We start from the raw sequence: 15,488 nt of genomic DNA, 5'->3' as shown, positions 1-15,488 counted from the left end.
TGCGCTGGGCGGCAAACCCCGCCTAGCTTCCTCCCGGACAATTAGGGGGCGACCATGCGCGGCAAGACCAAGAGCTTTCTCCTGACGGCGGCCGCCCTGTCGGCCCTGGCCGCGACCGCCGCCCGGGCCCAGGATCCCAGCGAAACGGCTTTCCGCGGCCTCTACAAGGAGCTGGTCGAGATCAACACCACGGCCTCGGTCGGCAGCTGCACGGCGGCGGCCCAGGCCATGGGCGCGCGGCTGAAGGCGGCGGGCTTCGCCGACAGCGACGTGCGCGTGCTGTTTCCCGACGAGCACCCCAAGGCCGGGGCGCTGCTGGCCACCCTGCACGGCAAGGACCCCAAGGCCGGCGCCATCCTGCTGCTGGCCCACATCGACGTGGTCGAGGCCAAGCGCGAGGACTGGGCGCGCGATCCGTTCAAGCTGGTCGAGGAGGACGGCTATTTCTACGCCCGCGGAGCCAGCGACGACAAAGCCATGGCCGCGATCTTCACCGACAGCCTGGTCCGCTACAAGCAGGAGGGCTTCAAGCCCCGGCGCGACATCAAGCTGGCCCTGACCTGCGGCGAGGAGGGGGGTCAGTTCAACAGCGTGCCCTGGCTGCTGGAGAAGCACCCCGAGGCCATGAAGGCCGACTTCGCGCTGAACGAGGGCGATGACAGCCAGCTGGACGAGAAGGGCCAGCCCCGCCTCCTGGGCATCCAGGTCGGCGAGAAGGTCTACATGGACTACAATCTCGAAGTGACCAACGCCGGCGGCCACTCCTCGCGCCCGGTGAAGGACAACGCGATCTACCACCTGGCCAATGGGCTGGCGCGGCTGGGCGCCTACGACTTCCCGATCGCCCTGAACGACGCCACCAAGGGCTATTACGAGCAGAACGCCAAGATCGAGCCCGATCCCGAGGTGGCCGGCGCCATGCGGGCCATGGTCAAGGACCCGAACGACGCGGCGGCCGCCGCCATCCTGGCCCGCGACCCGGGCCGCAACAGCATGATGCGCACCACCTGCGTGGCCACCATGGTCGAGGCCGGCCACGCGCCCAACGCCCTGCCGCAGCGCGCCAAGGCCAACGTCAACTGCCGCATCCTGCCGGGCAACGATCCCAAGGCCATCCGCGACCAGCTGGAGAAAATCGTCGCCGACCCGGCCATCAAGATCACCCTGGCGGCCGACCCCGACCCGGTCAGCCCCCCGCCGCCGCTGACGCCCCGGATCATGGCCCCCGCCACCAAGGTGGCGGCCCGGATCTGGCCGGGCGTGCCCTTTGTCCCGGCCATGCTGACCGGCGCCACGGACGGCCGCTTCACCAACGCCGCCGGCATTCCCACCTACGGCCTGTCGGGCCTGATGGCGGGCGTCGACGGCGACCACATCCACGGCCTGAACGAGCGCATCCAGGTCAAGGCGCTGATGAGCGGCCGCCAGTTCCTCTACGAGGTCGTCAAGCTTTACGCGGACGGGAAATAGACCCATCGCCTCGGTTCCCGTTAAGGATAAGTTCCTAGGCGGATCACAACTTCAGCGTTAAGCTTGGGTTCGCTGAATGGGGGCGAACCCGGCCATGTCCGGAACTGTAGACACCAAGCGCCGAAAGGACGTCAGCCCAGGCGGCGTCGAGGCGCGCTATCGCGCCATCGTCGACACCGCCGTCGACGCGATCGTGGTGATCGACGAAATGGGCCGGGTCGAGGCGTTCAACCCGGCGGCCGAGCGGCTGTTCGGCTATTCGTCGGCCGAGATGTTCGGGCGCAACATCCATATCCTGATGCCCGAGCCGTATCACGCCGAGCACGACGGCTATCTGACTCGCTATCGCCAGACCGGCGAGCGGCGGATCATCGGCATCGGCCGCGAGGTTTCCGGCCGACGAAGCGACGGCTCGACCTTTCCGCTGGAGTTGTCGATCGCCGAGTGGCGCGAGAACGGCAAGCGCTTCTTCACCGGGGTGATGCGCGACGTTACCGAGCGCAAGCGCGCCGAGGAGCTGCAGCTGCTGCTGGTCAACGAGCTGAACCATCGGGTCAAGAACACCCTGGCCACCGTGCAGTCCGTCGCCGGCCAGACCCTGCGCAACGCCTCGGACCTGACCGGCGCCCGCGACTCGCTGAACACGCGGCTGCTGGCCTTGGCCCGCGCACATGACATTTTGACCCGCGAGAGCTGGGACGGCGCGGAGCTGCGCGACGTGGTCTCGTCGCTGATCGGGTCGCATGGCAACCCGGACCGGTTCAGGACCGAGGGGCCGCCGCTGCGACTGGCCCCGAAGGCGGCGCTCTCGCTGTCGCTGGCCCTGCACGAGTTGATGACCAATGCGACGAAATACGGCGCGCTGTCCAACGAAACGGGGCGGGTGGCCCTGACCTGGGCCCGCGTCAAGGATGACGGGGTCGAGCGACTGAAATTGCGTTGGGAGGAAATCGATGGCCCTTCGGTCAGCACGCCAAGCCGTCAGGGTTTCGGCAGCCGCCTCATCACCGGCGGGTTGGCGCGCGAGCTTGGCGGTGAGGTCCGGCTCGAATATCCCCCGACCGGCGTCGTCTGCACGATCACGTCCGAGTTCGCCAAGCCAGGAGAGCCCAGCCGCTTCACCCGCGGCGCCGCCTGAGCCGTTCAGCGTGCTGGTCGTCGAGGACGAACTGTTCGTCGCCATGCTGGTCGAGGATATGCTGGGCGACCTGGGCTGCGCGATCATCGGGCCGATCGGTTCGGCGACCGAGGCGGAGGCGGCGGCGCGCGCTGCGGTCTTCGATTTCGCCCTGCTGGACGTCAATCTCGACGGCGAGACCTCGTTCGCGGCCGCCGACGTGCTGCGCGAGCGCAAGATTCCCTTCGCCTTCGTGACCGGCTATGGCGAGCAGGGCGTGCGCCTGGACCTGCGCGACGTTCCGGTGCTGTCCAAGCCGATCGACCCACGCCTCCTGGCCCAGGTGATCGACTCGACCCGAGGCGACTGAAAGGCCCGACGCCCGTCTGGCGCGTGGACAAGCGGGGTCGCGATCCGCCAAGGTGGGACCGTCCCTTTCTCCACCGGAGTCCCACCTTGCGTCCCGCGTTCGCCACCCTCGCCCTGATCCTCGTCGCCCAGGGCCTGACCGCCTGCGCCTACAATCCCGAACTGGGCCGCCAGCAGATGACCATCGTCGACGACGCCAGCCTGGCCCGGGCCGGCGAGCAGGCGTGGAGCCAGGCCCTGGCCAAGAGCACGGTCAGCCGCGACCGCGCCGCCAACGCCCGGGTGCGCGCCGTCGGCCAGCGGGTGGTCAACGCCGCCGGCCTGGGCCAGAGGCCGTGGGACTATGCGGTGTTCGAGGACAAGGCCCCCAACGCCTTCGTCCTGCCCGGCGGCCATGTCGGGGTCACCACGGGCCTGCTGAACCTGGTCGACAACGACGACCAGCTGGCCGCCGTGATCGGCCACGAGGCCGGCCACGTGGTCGCCCGCCACGCCGCCGAGCGGCAGTCGCAAAACCTGACCTCCAGCCTGGTGCTGGGCGTGCTGGGCGCGGCGGCCGGCTCGTCCGACGCGGCCCGGGCGATCTCCAGCTACGGCGGCGCGGGGGCCAAGTACGGCTTCCTGCTGCCGTTCTCGCGCAAGCAGGAGCTGGAGGCCGACCGCCTGGGCGTCGACTTCATGCAGCGGGCCGGCTACCGCCCGCGCGAAGCGGTGATCCTGTGGCTGCACATGCAAGCCAACGGCGGTCCCAACACCCCGCAGTTCGCCTCGACCCACCCGTCGGACGCCGCCCGGATCCAGGCGCTGGAAGCCTATATCGCCCAGCGCGGGTGGTAGGCCTTCTTCTCCTCCCCCGCATCGCGGGGGAGGAGAAGAAGGCCTGGGTCGGTGTGTTCGTGTCGCATGCCCCTTGTGTGGCCGAACGGCCACACCTAAATCCCCGTCCTGGGTGGTTCGTGCTCAAACGAGGCGAGCGGCCCAAATCCGCCCATGGAGGGGATGCCACATGAAAATCGATCTCTATTCCGACCGCGCCAAGTCGGCCGTGCAATCGGCCCAGAGCCTGGCCCTGGCCAGGGGGCACCAGCAGTTGGGGCCCGAACACCTGCTGAAGGTCCTGCTCGAGGAGAAGGACGGCCTTTCCCGCACCCTGATCCAGAGCGCCGGCGGCCGGCCCGACGCGGCCGACGCGGCCACCGACGCCCTGCTGGCCAAGACCCCGCGCGTCGACGGGGCCGGCGGCCAGCTCTACATGAAGCCCGACACGGCCCGGGTGTTCAGCGCGGCCGAGGACGGCGCCAAGAAGGCCGGCGACGCCTTCGTCACCACCGAGCGCCTGCTGATCGCCATCGCCAAGGAAGGCGGCGACGCGGCCAGGATCCTCAAGGACGCCGGGGCCACGGCCCAGGGCCTGGAGACCGCCGCCGCGGCGGTCCGCAAGGGTCGCACCGCCGACAGCGCCTCCAGCGAGGACGGCTATGACGCGCTCAAGCGCTACGCCCGCGACCTGACCCAGGCCGCCCGCGACGGCAAGATCGACCCGGTGATCGGCCGCGACGAAGAGATCCGCCGCACGATCCAGGTCCTGTCACGCCGCACCAAGAACAACCCCGTCCTGATCGGTGAGCCAGGGGTCGGCAAGACCGCCATCGTCGAGGGCCTGGCCCAGCGCATCGTCAACGGCGATGTGCCCGAGAGCCTGAAGGACAAGAAGCTTCTGTCGCTGGACATGGGCAGCCTGATCGCCGGCGCGAAATATCGCGGCGAGTTCGAGGAGCGGCTGAAGGCCGTGCTCGGCGAGGTCACGGCCGCCGAGGGCTCGATCATCCTGTTCATCGACGAGATGCACACCCTGGTCGGCGCGGGCAAGAGCGACGGGGCGATGGACGCCTCCAACCTGCTCAAGCCGGCCCTGGCGCGCGGCGAGCTGCATTGCGTGGGCGCCACGACGCTGGACGAGTACCGCAAGCACGTCGAGAAGGACGCGGCCCTGGCCCGTCGCTTCCAGCCGGTGTTCGTCAGCGAGCCGACGGTGGAGGACACCGTCTCGATCCTGCGCGGCCTGAAGGAGAAGTACGAGGTGCACCATGGCGTGCGGATCAGCGACAGCGCCATCGTCGCCGCCGCCACGCTCAGCAACCGCTACATCGCCGACCGCTTCCTGCCCGACAAGGCCATCGACCTGGTCGACGAGGCCGCCAGCCGGGTGCGGATGCAGATCGACTCCAAGCCCGAGGAACTGGACGAGATCGACCGTCGCCTGGTGCAGCTGAAGATCGAGCGCGAGGCCTTGTCCAAGGAAACCGACGCGGCCTCCAAGCAGCGGCTGGACAACCTGGAGGTCGAGATCGACGACCTGCAGTTCCGCTCCGACGAGATGACCGCCCGCTGGAAGGCCGAGAAGGACAAGGTCGGCGGGGCCGCCCAGGCCCGCGAGGCCCTGGACCGGCTGCGCGCCGACCTGGCGGCGGCCCAGCGGGCCGGCGACTTCGCCCGCGCCGGCCAGATCCAGTACGGCGAGATCCCGGCCCTGGAGCGCCGCCTGGCCGAGGCCGAGGCCGGCGAGACCGGCGGCGGGTCCCAGAAGGCCCTGACGCCGGAAGTGGTCGACGCCGAGCAGATCGCCGCCGTGGTCAGCCGCTGGACCGGGGTGCCGGTCGAGAAGATGCTGGAAGGCGAGCGCGAGAAGCTGCTGAAGATGGAGGACGCCCTGCGCGGCCGCGTCGTCGGCCAGGACGAGGCGCTGGAAGCGGTGTCCGACGCCGTCCGGCGGGCCCGGGCCGGCCTGCACGATCCGTCCAAGCCGATCGGCAGCTTCCTGTTCCTGGGCCCGACGGGCGTGGGCAAGACCGAGCTGACCAAGGCCCTGGCCGAGTTCATGTTCGCCGACGAGCATGCGATCACCCGCATGGACATGAGCGAGTACATGGAGAAGCACTCGGTCAGCCGGATGATCGGCGCGCCTCCCGGCTATGTCGGCTACGACGAGGGCGGGGCGCTGACCGAGGCCGTGCGCCGGCGGCCCTACCAGGTGGTCCTGTTCGACGAGATCGAGAAGGCCCACCCGGACGTCTTCAACGTGCTGCTGCAAGTGCTGGACGACGGCCGTCTCACCGACGGGCAAGGCCGGACGGTCGATTTCAGGAACACCCTGATCATCATGACCTCCAACCTCGGCGCCGAGTTCCTGGCCAACCAGGAGGACGGTTCCGACGTCGAGGAGGTTCGTCCGCTGGTGATGAACACGGTCCGCGGCCATTTCCGCCCCGAGTTCCTCAACCGGATCGACGAGATCATCCTGTTCAAGCGGCTGTCGCGCGCGAACATGGGCGACATCGTCCGCATCCAGCTGCAGCGGGTCGACAAGATGCTGGCCGAGCGCCGCATGACCGTGGCGCTGGACACTGCGGCGCTGCAATGGCTGGCCGACAAGGGTTATGATCCGGTCTATGGCGCGCGGCCGCTCAAGCGCGTGATCCAGAAGGACCTGATCGACCCGATCGCCAGGAAGCTGCTGGCCGGCGAGCTGGAAGACGGCGGGGTGATCGCCGTCGGGGCCGGGGTCGACGGCCTGGCGATCGGCAAGGCGACGCTGCAATAAGGCGCGGCTTCAGCGATTCCTGGGGGGCGCGTCCGACGGGCGCGCCCTTTTTCTATCTGGCGGAGATGGAAAAACGGGTCCAGGATGGCTGCTCAACCTCCGTATATTGCAAATATTTATTGGGAACCTTTCCTCGGGTTCCGCGTACGCGCGCGTTATTTAAGAGTGTCCGGGACGTCTTCGCCGCAATGGCCAAGTCTGTCCAGAACAGGCCCAGAATTCGCCTCTTTCGAATGTCGATTTTGACCTGACGAAGCGCCGCTGCTGGGGTGTGGGACGGTCCAGCTTGGCGTTCGGTGTTGAAACAAAAAGGCGGAAGGGTGTGCCATGATTAGCATGAACTATAAGATGATGGTGGTGGGCGCTCTGGTGGCCGGCGGACTGTCGGTCAGCGGCTGCGCGACCAAGGGCTATGTCAACGATCAGGTCGGCGTGGTGAACACGCGGGTCGACGGGACCGAGACCAAGCTGGCCGAGGTCGACCGGACCAGCCAGGAAGCGCTGAAGCGCGCGACCGACGCCGGCAAGCTGGCCGAGGGCAAGTTCCTGTACTCGGTGGTGCTGAGCGACGACTCCGTGAAGTTCCCGCTGAACCGGCACGAGCTGTCGCCGGAAGCCGAACAGCGGCTGGCCGACTTCGCCTCGAAGCTGAAGGGCGACAACAAGAACGTCTATCTGGAGATCCAGGGCTTCACCGACGCCACCGGCGACCCGCAGTACAACGAGACCCTGGGCAGCGAGCGCGCCGAGACGGTGCGCAAGTTCCTCAGCAAGCAGGGCGTGCCCCTGAACCGCATGGCGACGATCTCGTACGGCGAGGACGATCCGGTGGCTCCGAACGACAACCCCGACGGCCGCGCCCAGAACCGTCGCGTGGTGATCCAGGTCCTGGCCTAGAGCAAGACCGGGGGGCAGGCGCATGCGCCTGTCCCCTTCCGCTCCAGGGCTATCGCCTATGGATTTGCCCTGAAAACCTGTCATCCCGGACAAGCTCGGCGAAGCCGGGCGCCGATCCGGGACCGCCCCAAGCGCTGAGTTCACGCCCCGGTCCCGGATCTTCGCGCTGCGCGCTCGTCCGGGATGACAGCGGTTTGGGCGATATGCGATGTCCCAGCCTTCCGCTCCCGGTCCAGAGCCAGTTTCGCGAGGGGCATGACTATTTCGGCGGGGGACAAGCCTCCGCCGCTTCCCGCGCCTTGGCGATCAGGGCGTCGTCGATCTCCGAGGCCCGCTTGGCGGCCGGGCGCTGGCTGATCCCCGCCCAATAGGCCTCGAACGCTGGGCGCTTGTCGATCGAGCCGAACATCATGCCCCAGCCGATCTGCGCGCCGACATAGACGTCGGCCGCCGAGAACCTGTCGCCGACGATGTACGGCCGGCCGCTGACGGCCTGTTCCAGCGCATCGAGGGTGTCCCCCAGGCAACCGTAGCCGGCCATGGCCTTGCGCTCGGCCGGAACCTCGAAGCCCAGCGATTTGTTGGTCACCGCCGACTCGACCGGCCCGCAGGCGAACATCAGCCAGCGATAATAGGTCCCGCGCTCGGGTGAGGCGGGCGGCGGGGCCAGGCCGGCCTCGGGAAAGGCGTCGGCCAGATAGGCGCAGATCGCCGCGCCCTCCGTCACCGTCACGCCGCGATGGGTGATCGCCGGCACCTTGCCCATCGGATTGATCGCCAGGTACTCGGGCGCCTTCATCGACGAGGCGTAGTCGAGCACCACGGTGCGATAGGGGACGCCGACCTCCTCCAGCATCCAGCGGGCGATGCGGCCGCGCGACATCGGGTTGGTGTAGAAGATCAGTTCGTCGCTCATGGTCGGCCCTCCTGAAGGAGGCGCAATCCTAGCCGGCGCGGCCACGCGCGCAATCTTGGAAACCGGTGTTCTTTCAGATTGTGGTCAGGCCGAGGCCGCGAGCGCCCTGGCCGGCCGCTTGGCCATGGCGGCGTTGAGCGCGTCGACCAGGCCGGCGGCGGTCATCGGCTTGGACACCGAGCCGTCGAAGGCCGGGTCGAGGGCTTCGGGACGGGCGTCGGCCGAGAAGGCGATGATCGGCGTGCCGGCGTTGGGACCGCTCCCGCCGCGAATGCGCAGGGCGGCCTGGGCGCCGTCGAGGCGCGGCATGCGCAGGTCCATCAGGATGGCGTCGAACGGCTGGGCCGCGGCGGCGGCCACGCCTTCCTCGCCGTCGACGGCCTCGCACACCTCGGCTCCCATCGCCGTCAGGATGGCGTTGACCAGCTCGCGGTTGGCCGGATTGTCGTCGACGATCAGCACCCGGCAGGCGGTCGGCAGCGGCGAGGCGGCGGCTTCCCGCGGGGCGTGGGCCCGGGAACGAGCCGTCGAGGGCGCGACGATGTCGAAGCTGAAGCAGGCGCCTTGGCCCGGAACGCTGGCGACGCCGATCTGGCCGCCCATCGCCTCGACCAGGCCCTTGCAGATGGCCAGGCCAAGGCCCGTGCCGCCGTGCTTGCGGGTCAGGCTGGCGTCGACCTGCGAGAAGCGCCGGAAAAGCAGGTCGATATTCTCGGATGCGATGCCGGGACCGGTGTCGCGTACCGAGACGCTCAGCCGCTCGGTTGTGGCGTCATAGGCGGCGGTGACGGTGATCGACCCTGTCTCGGTGAACTTCACCGCGTTGCCGATCAGGTTCAGCAGCACCTGGCGCAGGCGGCCGCCGTCGATCAGCAGGTCGGCGGGCAGGTTGTCCAGCCCTTCCGCGCGCAAGGCCACGCCCCGGGCCTCGGTCTCCAGCGAGAACAGGTCCAGCGCCTCCTCGATCAACGGGGCGGGGGCGACGGGCTCCAGCTTCAGCTCCAGCTGGCCGGCCTCCAGCTTCGAGAAGTCCAGGATGTCGTTGATGGTGGTCAGCAGCGCCTTGCCGCCGCTCAGCACCCGACCGATGAACCGGCGCGCGTCGGGCGACAGGTCCGGCTCGTCGTCGACCAGGCGAGCGAAACCGAGCACGGAGGTCAGGGGCGTGCGCAGTTCGTGGCTCATATTGGCCAGGAAGTCGCCCTTCACCGCCGCGGCGGCCTCGGCCGCGTTGCGGGCTTCGCGCAGCTGCCGCTCCATGGCCTTCTGCTCGGTGACGTCGCGGATAATGTCCGTGATGCCGACGAGCTCCCCAGTCAGCGGATCACGCTGCAGACTGGGGCGGGACTCCAGCCAGATCACCCGGCCGTCCTTGCGGACCGCGCGATATTCGACGCGGCTGGGGCCATTGTCGCGGTGGGTGGCCATGTGGGCGATGTGTTCGATGACGACGGCGCGGACGGCCTCGCGGTCGTCGGCGTGCACGGTCGCCATCCCCTCGCGGCCGACCAGTTCCTCCGGCCTGTAGCCCATCATGGCGACGCAGGCCGGCGAGACGTACTGGATGACGCCGCGCAGGTTGCTGTGGACGATCATGTCCTGGGCGTCTTCGGCCAGCTGCCGGAAGCGCGCCTCGCTGCGGAGCACCGCGGCGTTGGCTTCGGTCATGCTTTGCAGCATCTGCCGCCGGCGCCGCTGGATCGAGGCCACGGGCAGGCTGATGAAGATCGCCACGGCCAGGAACAGCTGCAGCACGATCGCCTGGTCCGGCGAACCCGCCGGCAGCAGCGTGATGGGGCCGTGGCCGGCCATGGTGAAGATCACCGCCACCACCGCCACCAGGGTCGCGCTCAGCGCCGCGCCCAGCACCTCCAGCCGCCAGGCGACCAACAGCATGACCGGCGGGATCATGAACAGCAGCGGCCGGCGCTGGACGAAGACGCCGATGGTCACCGCCAGCAGCAGCAACAGACAGGCGACGCCGCTGGCCGACAGGGGGCGCTCGCGCAGATAGCGGCGCATGCGGACCAGGGCCAGCAGGCAGGGCGTGATGGTCATCAGGCCCAGGATGTCGCCCAGCGACCAGACGCCGATATTGGCCAGCAGCACGCCGCCGCGCATCGCCGTATGGACCGAGGCGGCCAGGACGCCGGTGGCGATCGGGACGGCCAGGCCGCAGATCAGGGCGAAGGCGATCATGTCCCGGGTCCGGCCCAGGTCGACGTCCTCGCCGACCACGCGGCGCACGCCCCAGGCGCAGACGAAGACCTGCGTGATGTTGCAGCTGACCAGCACGATATTGACGACGAGCAGGTCGTGGACATGGGCGCCGGCCGCCAGTCCGCCGGCCAGGCATCCCAGCAGCACGGCCGGCCAGTGGCGACCGCGGCATGACAGCAGGCAGGCCACGCCGAAGCCGTTGGACAGCCAGATGGGGGCCACCTGGCCATAGCTGCTGGGGAATTCGACGCAGAGATAGGCCAGCAGGGCGTAGCCGACCGCCGCGACCACGGTCAGGACCAGGGTCTTCAGAATGTCGCCGCCCGTCCATCTGGAGATGGGTCCGGTCGAGGCGGGTGAGGAGGTCTCTGTCATCGCCCTGCTTTCGCGGGGCGCCCAGCCTGGGCTCAAGCTTGGCCGCCCCCAGGAGCACGCATAGGCCGAAGGCCTTAAAGAACAGTGGCTTGCGGCGTGGGCCGTTGCCGCGCCCCCGGGGGAGGTTCGCCCTACGATCCGAACCCCGCCGCGACGGCGAGCCGCGCGACCTCGGCGATGACCGCGTTGCGGCCGTCGTTGTCCAGCGGGGAGCGGCTCAGATAGGCGGTGATCAGCAGGGGCGGGCGGCCAGGGGGCCAGATCACGGCGATGTCGTTGGTGGTCCCGATCTTGTCGTCGCCCCAGCTGCCGGTCTTGTCGCCGACCTTCCAGCCGGCGGGCAGGCCGGCCCGCAGGCGCTTGTCCCCGGTCTGGTTGGCGACCAGCCAGGCGACCAGTTGCTGGCGCGAGGCCGGCGACAGGGCCGGGCCCAGGGTCAGGGCGCGCAGGGTGGCCAGCATGGCGCCGGGCGAGGTGGTGTCGTGGATCTCGCCGGGCCGGACCACGTTCAGCCCCGGCTCGTAGCCGTCCAGGCGGGTGACCTTGTCGCCCAGCCCGCGCACGAAGGCGGTCAGGGCCGGCGGGCCGCCGAAGGTGTGGAGCAGCAGGTTGGCGGCGGCGTTGTCGCTGAGCGTGACCGTCGCCTCGCACAGGGCGCCGACGGTCATGCCCTGGCCGACGTGCTTCTCGGTGGCCGGCGAGTGGGCCACCAGAACGCCCGGGCCGTAGGGGATCCGGCGGTCCAGCCGCTCCTGGCCCCGGTCGACCCGCTTGAGCACCAGGCCCGCGACCAGGGCCTTGAACGTGCTGCACATCGCGAAGCGCTCGTCGGCGCGGTGGCCGAACGTCTTGCCCGTGGCGGTGTCCAGGACGGCCACGCCCAGCCGGCCGCCGCTGCGAACCTCCAAGGCGTTAATACCTCGGCTAATGCCGCTGGTCAGTCGTGCCGTCGCGGCCGAGGCGGCCGGCGCGGCGAACGAGAGAGCGGGCAGGGCGGATAGGGCCGTTAACACTTGACGTCTGTCGATCATCGAGTCCTCCATGGCCCCCAGGATGGGCGACGGGCGACCGATGGATCAAACGATGATACTTCGGCACAAACCCTAGAAAATTTTGGGTATAGGATGAGCCGCGCGCAGCTTCCCCTGAACGCCCTGCGGGCCTTCGAGGCCTCGGCTCGGCACCTCTCCTTCACGCGGGCGGCCATCGAGCTGTGCGTGACCCAGGCGGCCGTCAGCCACCAGGTCAAGGGCCTGGAGCAGCGATTGGGCGCCAGCCTGTTCCGCCGCCTGCCGCGCGGCCTGGCCCTGACGGACGAGGGCCTGGCCCTGCTGCCGACGGTGCGCGACAGCTTCGACCGCATGGGCGAGGTGCTCGAGCGGTTCTCGGCCGGGCGGGTGATGGAGGTGCTCAGCGTCGGGGTGGTGGGCACCTTCGCGGTGGGCTGGCTGTTGCCGCGCCTGCCGGCTTTCCGCGAGGCGCATCCGTTCGTCGACCTGCGGCTGTTCACCAACAATAACCGCATCGACATCGCCGGCGAGGGACTGGACTGCGCGGTGCGCTTCGGCGACGGGGCCTGGCATGGCGCCCAGGCCGTGCCGCTGCTGGCCGCGCCGATGACGCCCCTGTGCGCCCCGGCCGTCGCCGAGCGGCTGAAGGCGCCCGAGGCCCTGACCTCCGAGGTCCTGCTGCGCAGCTATCGCGCCGACGACTGGCCGGACTGGTTCGCCGCCGCGGGCCTGGCGCCGCCGCCGATCCGCGGGCCGGTGTTCGACAGTTCCTGGGTCATGGTCGAGGCCGCGATGCAGGGCGTCGGCGTGGCCCTGGCCCCGTCGATGATGTTCGCCCGCGACCTGGAGCAGGGCCGGCTGGTGCGGCCGTTCGACCTGGAGGTGGGATCAGGGATGTACTGGCTGACCTGGCTGAAGTCGCGGCCCGTCGCGCCGGCCCTGGCGGCGTTCCGGGACTGGCTGACGGAGCAGGCCGGCCATTAAGCTGGGGACAGGCGCATGCGCCTGTCCCCAGCTTGGCCTAGGCGATGATTTCCGGATCGTTCCGCCGCAACCACGCCGAGGCGTAGCTGCACAGGGGCACGATCTTCATGCCTTCGCTGCGGGCGGTCTGGGCCACTTGCCGCATCAGGCGGCCGGCCGCGCCCGTGCCGCGCAGGGCGGGGTCGGCCTCGACATGGGGGATCACCAGGCGGTGGCCGCTGCGCTGGTAGTCGGCGAAGGCGATGCGCCCGTCGACCTGCAGTTCGTAGCGGCTCTTGGCGGGGTTGTGGCTGAAGGCGTCGGTCATGACTCGCATATGGGCTGGACGGCGCGCCGCGCCAGGAGTGTTAATGCCTTTGGGGGCTAACGCGCGAGCGAGGTGGGCGATGCGGGCTCTATGGGCGTTTGTGGCGTTCGGAACCTTGGCGGCGGCGGCCGCCTGCGGCCAGAAGTCGGAAACCGGCGCGGCGGAGGGACCCAAGGCCGCGACCGCGTCGTCGGAGGCGGCGGCTCCGGCCGCCGCGACGCCGGCGCCGACCAACTGGCCCAAGCGCAAGCCCGGCCTCTGGACCCAGACCATGACCCTGCAGGCGCAGGGTTTCACGCGCAGCTTCCGCTTCTGTGTCGATGCGACCAGCGACGAGAAGATGGGCCTGGACAGCCAGGGCGACGACAAGCGTTGCCAGCGCAAGTCGATGACGCGCGGGGCCGACGGAAGCTGGACGGTCGTCTCGGCCTGCGACATGGGCCCGGCCGGCAAGACCGACAGCACCATCCACGTGGCCGGCGATTTCAACACCCGTTACGTGATGGACATCGCCAGCACCACGACGGGCGCGGCCCAGCCGGCGATGAACGGCGAGCACAGGATGTCGATGACCGCCGAATGGTCGGGCGCGTGCCCCGCCGGCTGGAGCGGCGGCGACGTCGAGATGCCGGGCGGCCGGCGGATCAACCTGCTGACCGAGACGGTCTCGGGTGGGTAGGGGCGAAAGCTCCTCAGCGCGCCATCCGTTGTCATCCCGGAAAGCGCGCAGCGCTTGTCCGGGACCCAGGTGAACCGCAAGGCCTTTACCCAGTCCCCTGAGTCCCGGACAGCCTCTGCGAGGCTTCCGGGATGACAATCTCAGGGGCGGAACAGGGAGTCCTAAACCAGCTCCACCGCCATCGCCGTGGCCTCGCCGCCGCCGATGCACAGGCTGGCCAGGCCCTTCTTGCCGCCGCGCGCCTGGAGGGCGGCGATCAGGGTGCAGAGGATGCGCGCCCCCGAGGCGCCGATCGGATGGCCCAGGGCGCAGGCGCCGCCGTTGACGTTAAGCTTGTCGTCCGGGATGCCCAGCTCCTGCTGGGCGATCATGGCGACCACGGCGAAGGCCTCGTTGACCTCGAACAGGTCGACGTCGGCGACCTCCCAGCCCGCCTTCTTCAGGGCCTTCCTCATCGCCGGGACGGGGGCGGTGGTGAACAGGGCCGGCTCGTGGGCGTGGGCGGCGTGGCTGACCACGCGGGCGACGATCGGCAGGCCCAGGCGCTGGGCGACGCTCTGCCGGGTCATGACCAGGGCGGCGGCGCCATCGCTGATGGAGCTGCTGTTGGCCGCCGTGATCCCGCCGTCGCGGGCGAAGGCCGGGCGCAGGGTCGGAATCTTGGCGGCGTCGGCCTTCAGCGGCTGCTCGTCCTGGCTGACGGTCTCGACGCCCTTGCGGGTGGTGACGGTCACCGGGGTGATCTCGGCGGCGAAGGCGCCCGAGGTCACGGCCTTTTGGGCCTTGGCCAGGCCCTTGACCGCGTAGTCGTCCATGGCCTCGCGGCCGAACTGGTAGGTCGCGGCGCTGTCCTCGGCGAAGGCGCCCATCAGCTTGCCGGGGGTGTAGGCGTCCTCCAGGCCGTCCAGGTACATGGAATCCAGCATCTGGTCGTGGCCGATGCGGGCGCCCGAGCGGTGCTTGGTCAGCAGGTAGGGCGCGTTGGTCATGCTTTCCATGCCGCCGGCCACGATGATGTCGGCGCTGCCGGCCGCCAGGGCGTCATGGGCCATGATCGCCGCCTGCATGCCGCTGCCGCACATCTTGTTGACCGTGGTCGCCTCGACCGAGTGGGGCAGGCCCGCGCCCACGGCGGCCTGGCGCGCCGGGGCTTGGCCCAGGCCGGCGGGCAGGACGCAGCCCATGAAGATCTGTTCGACCTGGTCGCCCGAGACGCCGGCCCGCTCGATCGCCGCCTTCACCGCCGCGGCCCCCAGCTCGGTGGCCTTGGCTCCGGCCAGAGCCCCCTGGAAGCCGCCCATCGGCGTGCGGGCGAACGACACGATGACGACCGGATCGGCGTTGGACATGCTGGAGCTCCACCCATTTTGTATTTCGGGGATTTCGCGGCGGAATAAACCCCCTGTGTCCCAGTCTGCGCAAGTCTTTCGCGCAAAAAGCGGGCCGGGACGGAATGCGGACATTTCCGCCGCGGCCCGCAGGGCGCAACCGAGAGAGTCAATTTCTATAAAAAACCTACTCGCGTGGGTCTGCAAAAGCAACC

General features: G+C 69.5%; 13 protein-coding genes. 8 read left to right on the top strand and 5 right to left on the bottom strand.

The features are described from left to right. Nucleotides 1–54 precede the first annotated feature (54 nt). The 6 genes from AC07NX_RS12585 to AC07NX_RS12560 all read left to right on the top strand — a co-directional run bounded on the left by AC07NX_RS12585 (nucleotide 55) and on the right by AC07NX_RS12560 (nucleotide 7,454). Nucleotides 55–1,470 carry a M20/M25/M40 family metallo-hydrolase gene (locus tag AC07NX_RS12585; RefSeq protein WP_494642182.1) on the top strand — a complete coding sequence of 472 codons (1,416 nt, stop codon included), beginning with the start codon at nucleotides 55–57 and terminating at the stop codon, nucleotides 1,468–1,470. A 94-nt stretch (nucleotides 1,471–1,564) separates the two neighbouring features. Further along, entirely contained in the window at nucleotides 1,565–2,608 is a 1,044-nt protein-coding gene (locus AC07NX_RS12580; protein ID WP_494642180.1) for a sensor histidine kinase, read from the top strand. Between the two features lie 10 nt (nucleotides 2,609–2,618). Next, nucleotides 2,619–2,957 carry a response regulator gene (locus AC07NX_RS12575; protein WP_494642179.1) on the top strand — a complete coding sequence of 113 codons (339 nt, stop codon included), beginning with the start codon at nucleotides 2,619–2,621 and terminating at the stop codon, nucleotides 2,955–2,957. Nucleotides 2,958–3,043: 86 nt separating this feature from the next. After that, complete coding sequence (locus AC07NX_RS12570) at nucleotides 3,044–3,793, top strand: M48 family metallopeptidase (protein WP_494642178.1); 750 nt, start codon at nucleotides 3,044–3,046, stop codon at nucleotides 3,791–3,793. A 169-nt stretch (nucleotides 3,794–3,962) separates the two neighbouring features. Next, a complete protein-coding gene (gene clpB, locus AC07NX_RS12565; RefSeq protein WP_494642177.1) occupies nucleotides 3,963–6,557 on the top strand; it encodes an ATP-dependent chaperone ClpB in 2,595 nt (864 codons plus the stop codon). A gap of 327 nt (nucleotides 6,558–6,884) precedes the next feature. After that, nucleotides 6,885–7,454: an OmpA family protein gene (locus AC07NX_RS12560; protein ID WP_494642175.1), complete on the top strand. Its 570-nt coding sequence runs from the start codon at nucleotides 6,885–6,887 to the stop codon at nucleotides 7,452–7,454. A 259-nt stretch (nucleotides 7,455–7,713) separates the two neighbouring features. On the opposite strand, the gene AC07NX_RS12555 is transcribed toward AC07NX_RS12560, so the two are convergent. The 3 genes from AC07NX_RS12555 to bla all read right to left on the bottom strand — a co-directional run bounded on the left by AC07NX_RS12555 (nucleotide 7,714) and on the right by bla (nucleotide 11,996). Continuing rightward, nucleotides 7,714–8,370, bottom strand: a complete 657-nt coding sequence (locus AC07NX_RS12555; RefSeq protein ID WP_494642174.1) for a glutathione S-transferase family protein — start codon at nucleotides 8,368–8,370, stop codon at nucleotides 7,714–7,716. Between the two features lie 84 nt (nucleotides 8,371–8,454). Continuing rightward, nucleotides 8,455–10,965 (bottom strand): MASE1 domain-containing protein, encoded by a 2,511-nt coding sequence (locus AC07NX_RS12550; RefSeq protein WP_494642173.1) that lies wholly within the window; start codon nucleotides 10,963–10,965, stop codon nucleotides 8,455–8,457. 131 nt (nucleotides 10,966–11,096) lie between these two features. Next, the gene (gene bla / locus AC07NX_RS12545; protein ID WP_494642172.1) at nucleotides 11,097–11,996 is read right to left on the bottom strand and encodes a class A beta-lactamase; all 900 of its coding nucleotides are present in this window, start codon (nucleotides 11,994–11,996) and stop codon (nucleotides 11,097–11,099) included. Between the two features lie 93 nt (nucleotides 11,997–12,089). On the opposite strand from bla, the gene AC07NX_RS12540 reads away from it, so the two are divergent. Beyond that, nucleotides 12,090–12,959: a LysR substrate-binding domain-containing protein gene (locus AC07NX_RS12540; protein ID WP_494642170.1), complete on the top strand. Its 870-nt coding sequence runs from the start codon at nucleotides 12,090–12,092 to the stop codon at nucleotides 12,957–12,959. 37 nt (nucleotides 12,960–12,996) lie between these two features. On the opposite strand, the gene AC07NX_RS12535 is transcribed toward AC07NX_RS12540, so the two are convergent. Next, on the bottom strand, nucleotides 12,997–13,266 hold the full coding sequence (locus AC07NX_RS12535; RefSeq protein WP_019847996.1) for a GNAT family N-acetyltransferase: 270 nt from the start codon (nucleotides 13,264–13,266) through the stop codon (nucleotides 12,997–12,999). A gap of 79 nt (nucleotides 13,267–13,345) precedes the next feature. Between AC07NX_RS12535 and AC07NX_RS12530 the strand changes: the two genes are divergently transcribed. Next, nucleotides 13,346–13,945: a DUF3617 domain-containing protein gene (locus AC07NX_RS12530; protein WP_494642168.1), complete on the top strand. Its 600-nt coding sequence runs from the start codon at nucleotides 13,346–13,348 to the stop codon at nucleotides 13,943–13,945. A 161-nt stretch (nucleotides 13,946–14,106) separates the two neighbouring features. Here AC07NX_RS12530 and AC07NX_RS12525 read toward each other — a convergent pair whose 3' ends face one another. Then, nucleotides 14,107–15,294, bottom strand: coding sequence for an acetyl-CoA C-acyltransferase (locus AC07NX_RS12525; protein WP_494642167.1), 1,188 nt, complete (start codon nucleotides 15,292–15,294; stop codon nucleotides 14,107–14,109). Nucleotides 15,295–15,488 lie beyond the last annotated feature (194 nt).

The sequence above is a fragment of the Caulobacter sp. GW821-FHT09A05 genome, assembly GCF_059418465.1.
Note: the sequence above shows the minus strand (reverse complement) of the source record. Positions and strands in the feature narration are given on the sequence as shown.

What these genes read in the sequence shown, in the direction of transcription:
- AC07NX_RS12585 (WP_494642182.1), top strand. Translation starts at nt 55, where the DNA reads ATGCGCGGCAAGACCAAGAGCTTTCTCCTGACGGCGGCCGCCCTGTCG.
- AC07NX_RS12580 (WP_494642180.1), top strand. Translation starts at nt 1,565, where the DNA reads ATGTCCGGAACTGTAGACACCAAGCGCCGAAAGGACGTCAGCCCAGGC.
- clpB (WP_494642177.1), top strand. Translation starts at nt 3,963, where the DNA reads ATGAAAATCGATCTCTATTCCGACCGCGCCAAGTCGGCCGTGCAATCG.
- AC07NX_RS12560 (WP_494642175.1), top strand. Translation starts at nt 6,885, where the DNA reads ATGATTAGCATGAACTATAAGATGATGGTGGTGGGCGCTCTGGTGGCC.
- AC07NX_RS12555 (WP_494642174.1), bottom strand. Translation starts at nt 8,370, where the DNA reads ATGAGCGACGAACTGATCTTCTACACCAACCCGATGTCGCGCGGCCGC.
- AC07NX_RS12550 (WP_494642173.1), bottom strand. Translation starts at nt 10,965, where the DNA reads ATGACAGAGACCTCCTCACCCGCCTCGACCGGACCCATCTCCAGATGG.
- bla (WP_494642172.1), bottom strand. Translation starts at nt 11,996, where the DNA reads ATGATCGACAGACGTCAAGTGTTAACGGCCCTATCCGCCCTGCCCGCT.
- AC07NX_RS12540 (WP_494642170.1), top strand. Translation starts at nt 12,090, where the DNA reads ATGAGCCGCGCGCAGCTTCCCCTGAACGCCCTGCGGGCCTTCGAGGCC.
- AC07NX_RS12535 (WP_019847996.1), bottom strand. Translation starts at nt 13,266, where the DNA reads ATGACCGACGCCTTCAGCCACAACCCCGCCAAGAGCCGCTACGAACTG.
- AC07NX_RS12530 (WP_494642168.1), top strand. Translation starts at nt 13,346, where the DNA reads ATGCGGGCTCTATGGGCGTTTGTGGCGTTCGGAACCTTGGCGGCGGCG.
- AC07NX_RS12525 (WP_494642167.1), bottom strand. Translation starts at nt 15,294, where the DNA reads ATGTCCAACGCCGATCCGGTCGTCATCGTGTCGTTCGCCCGCACGCCG.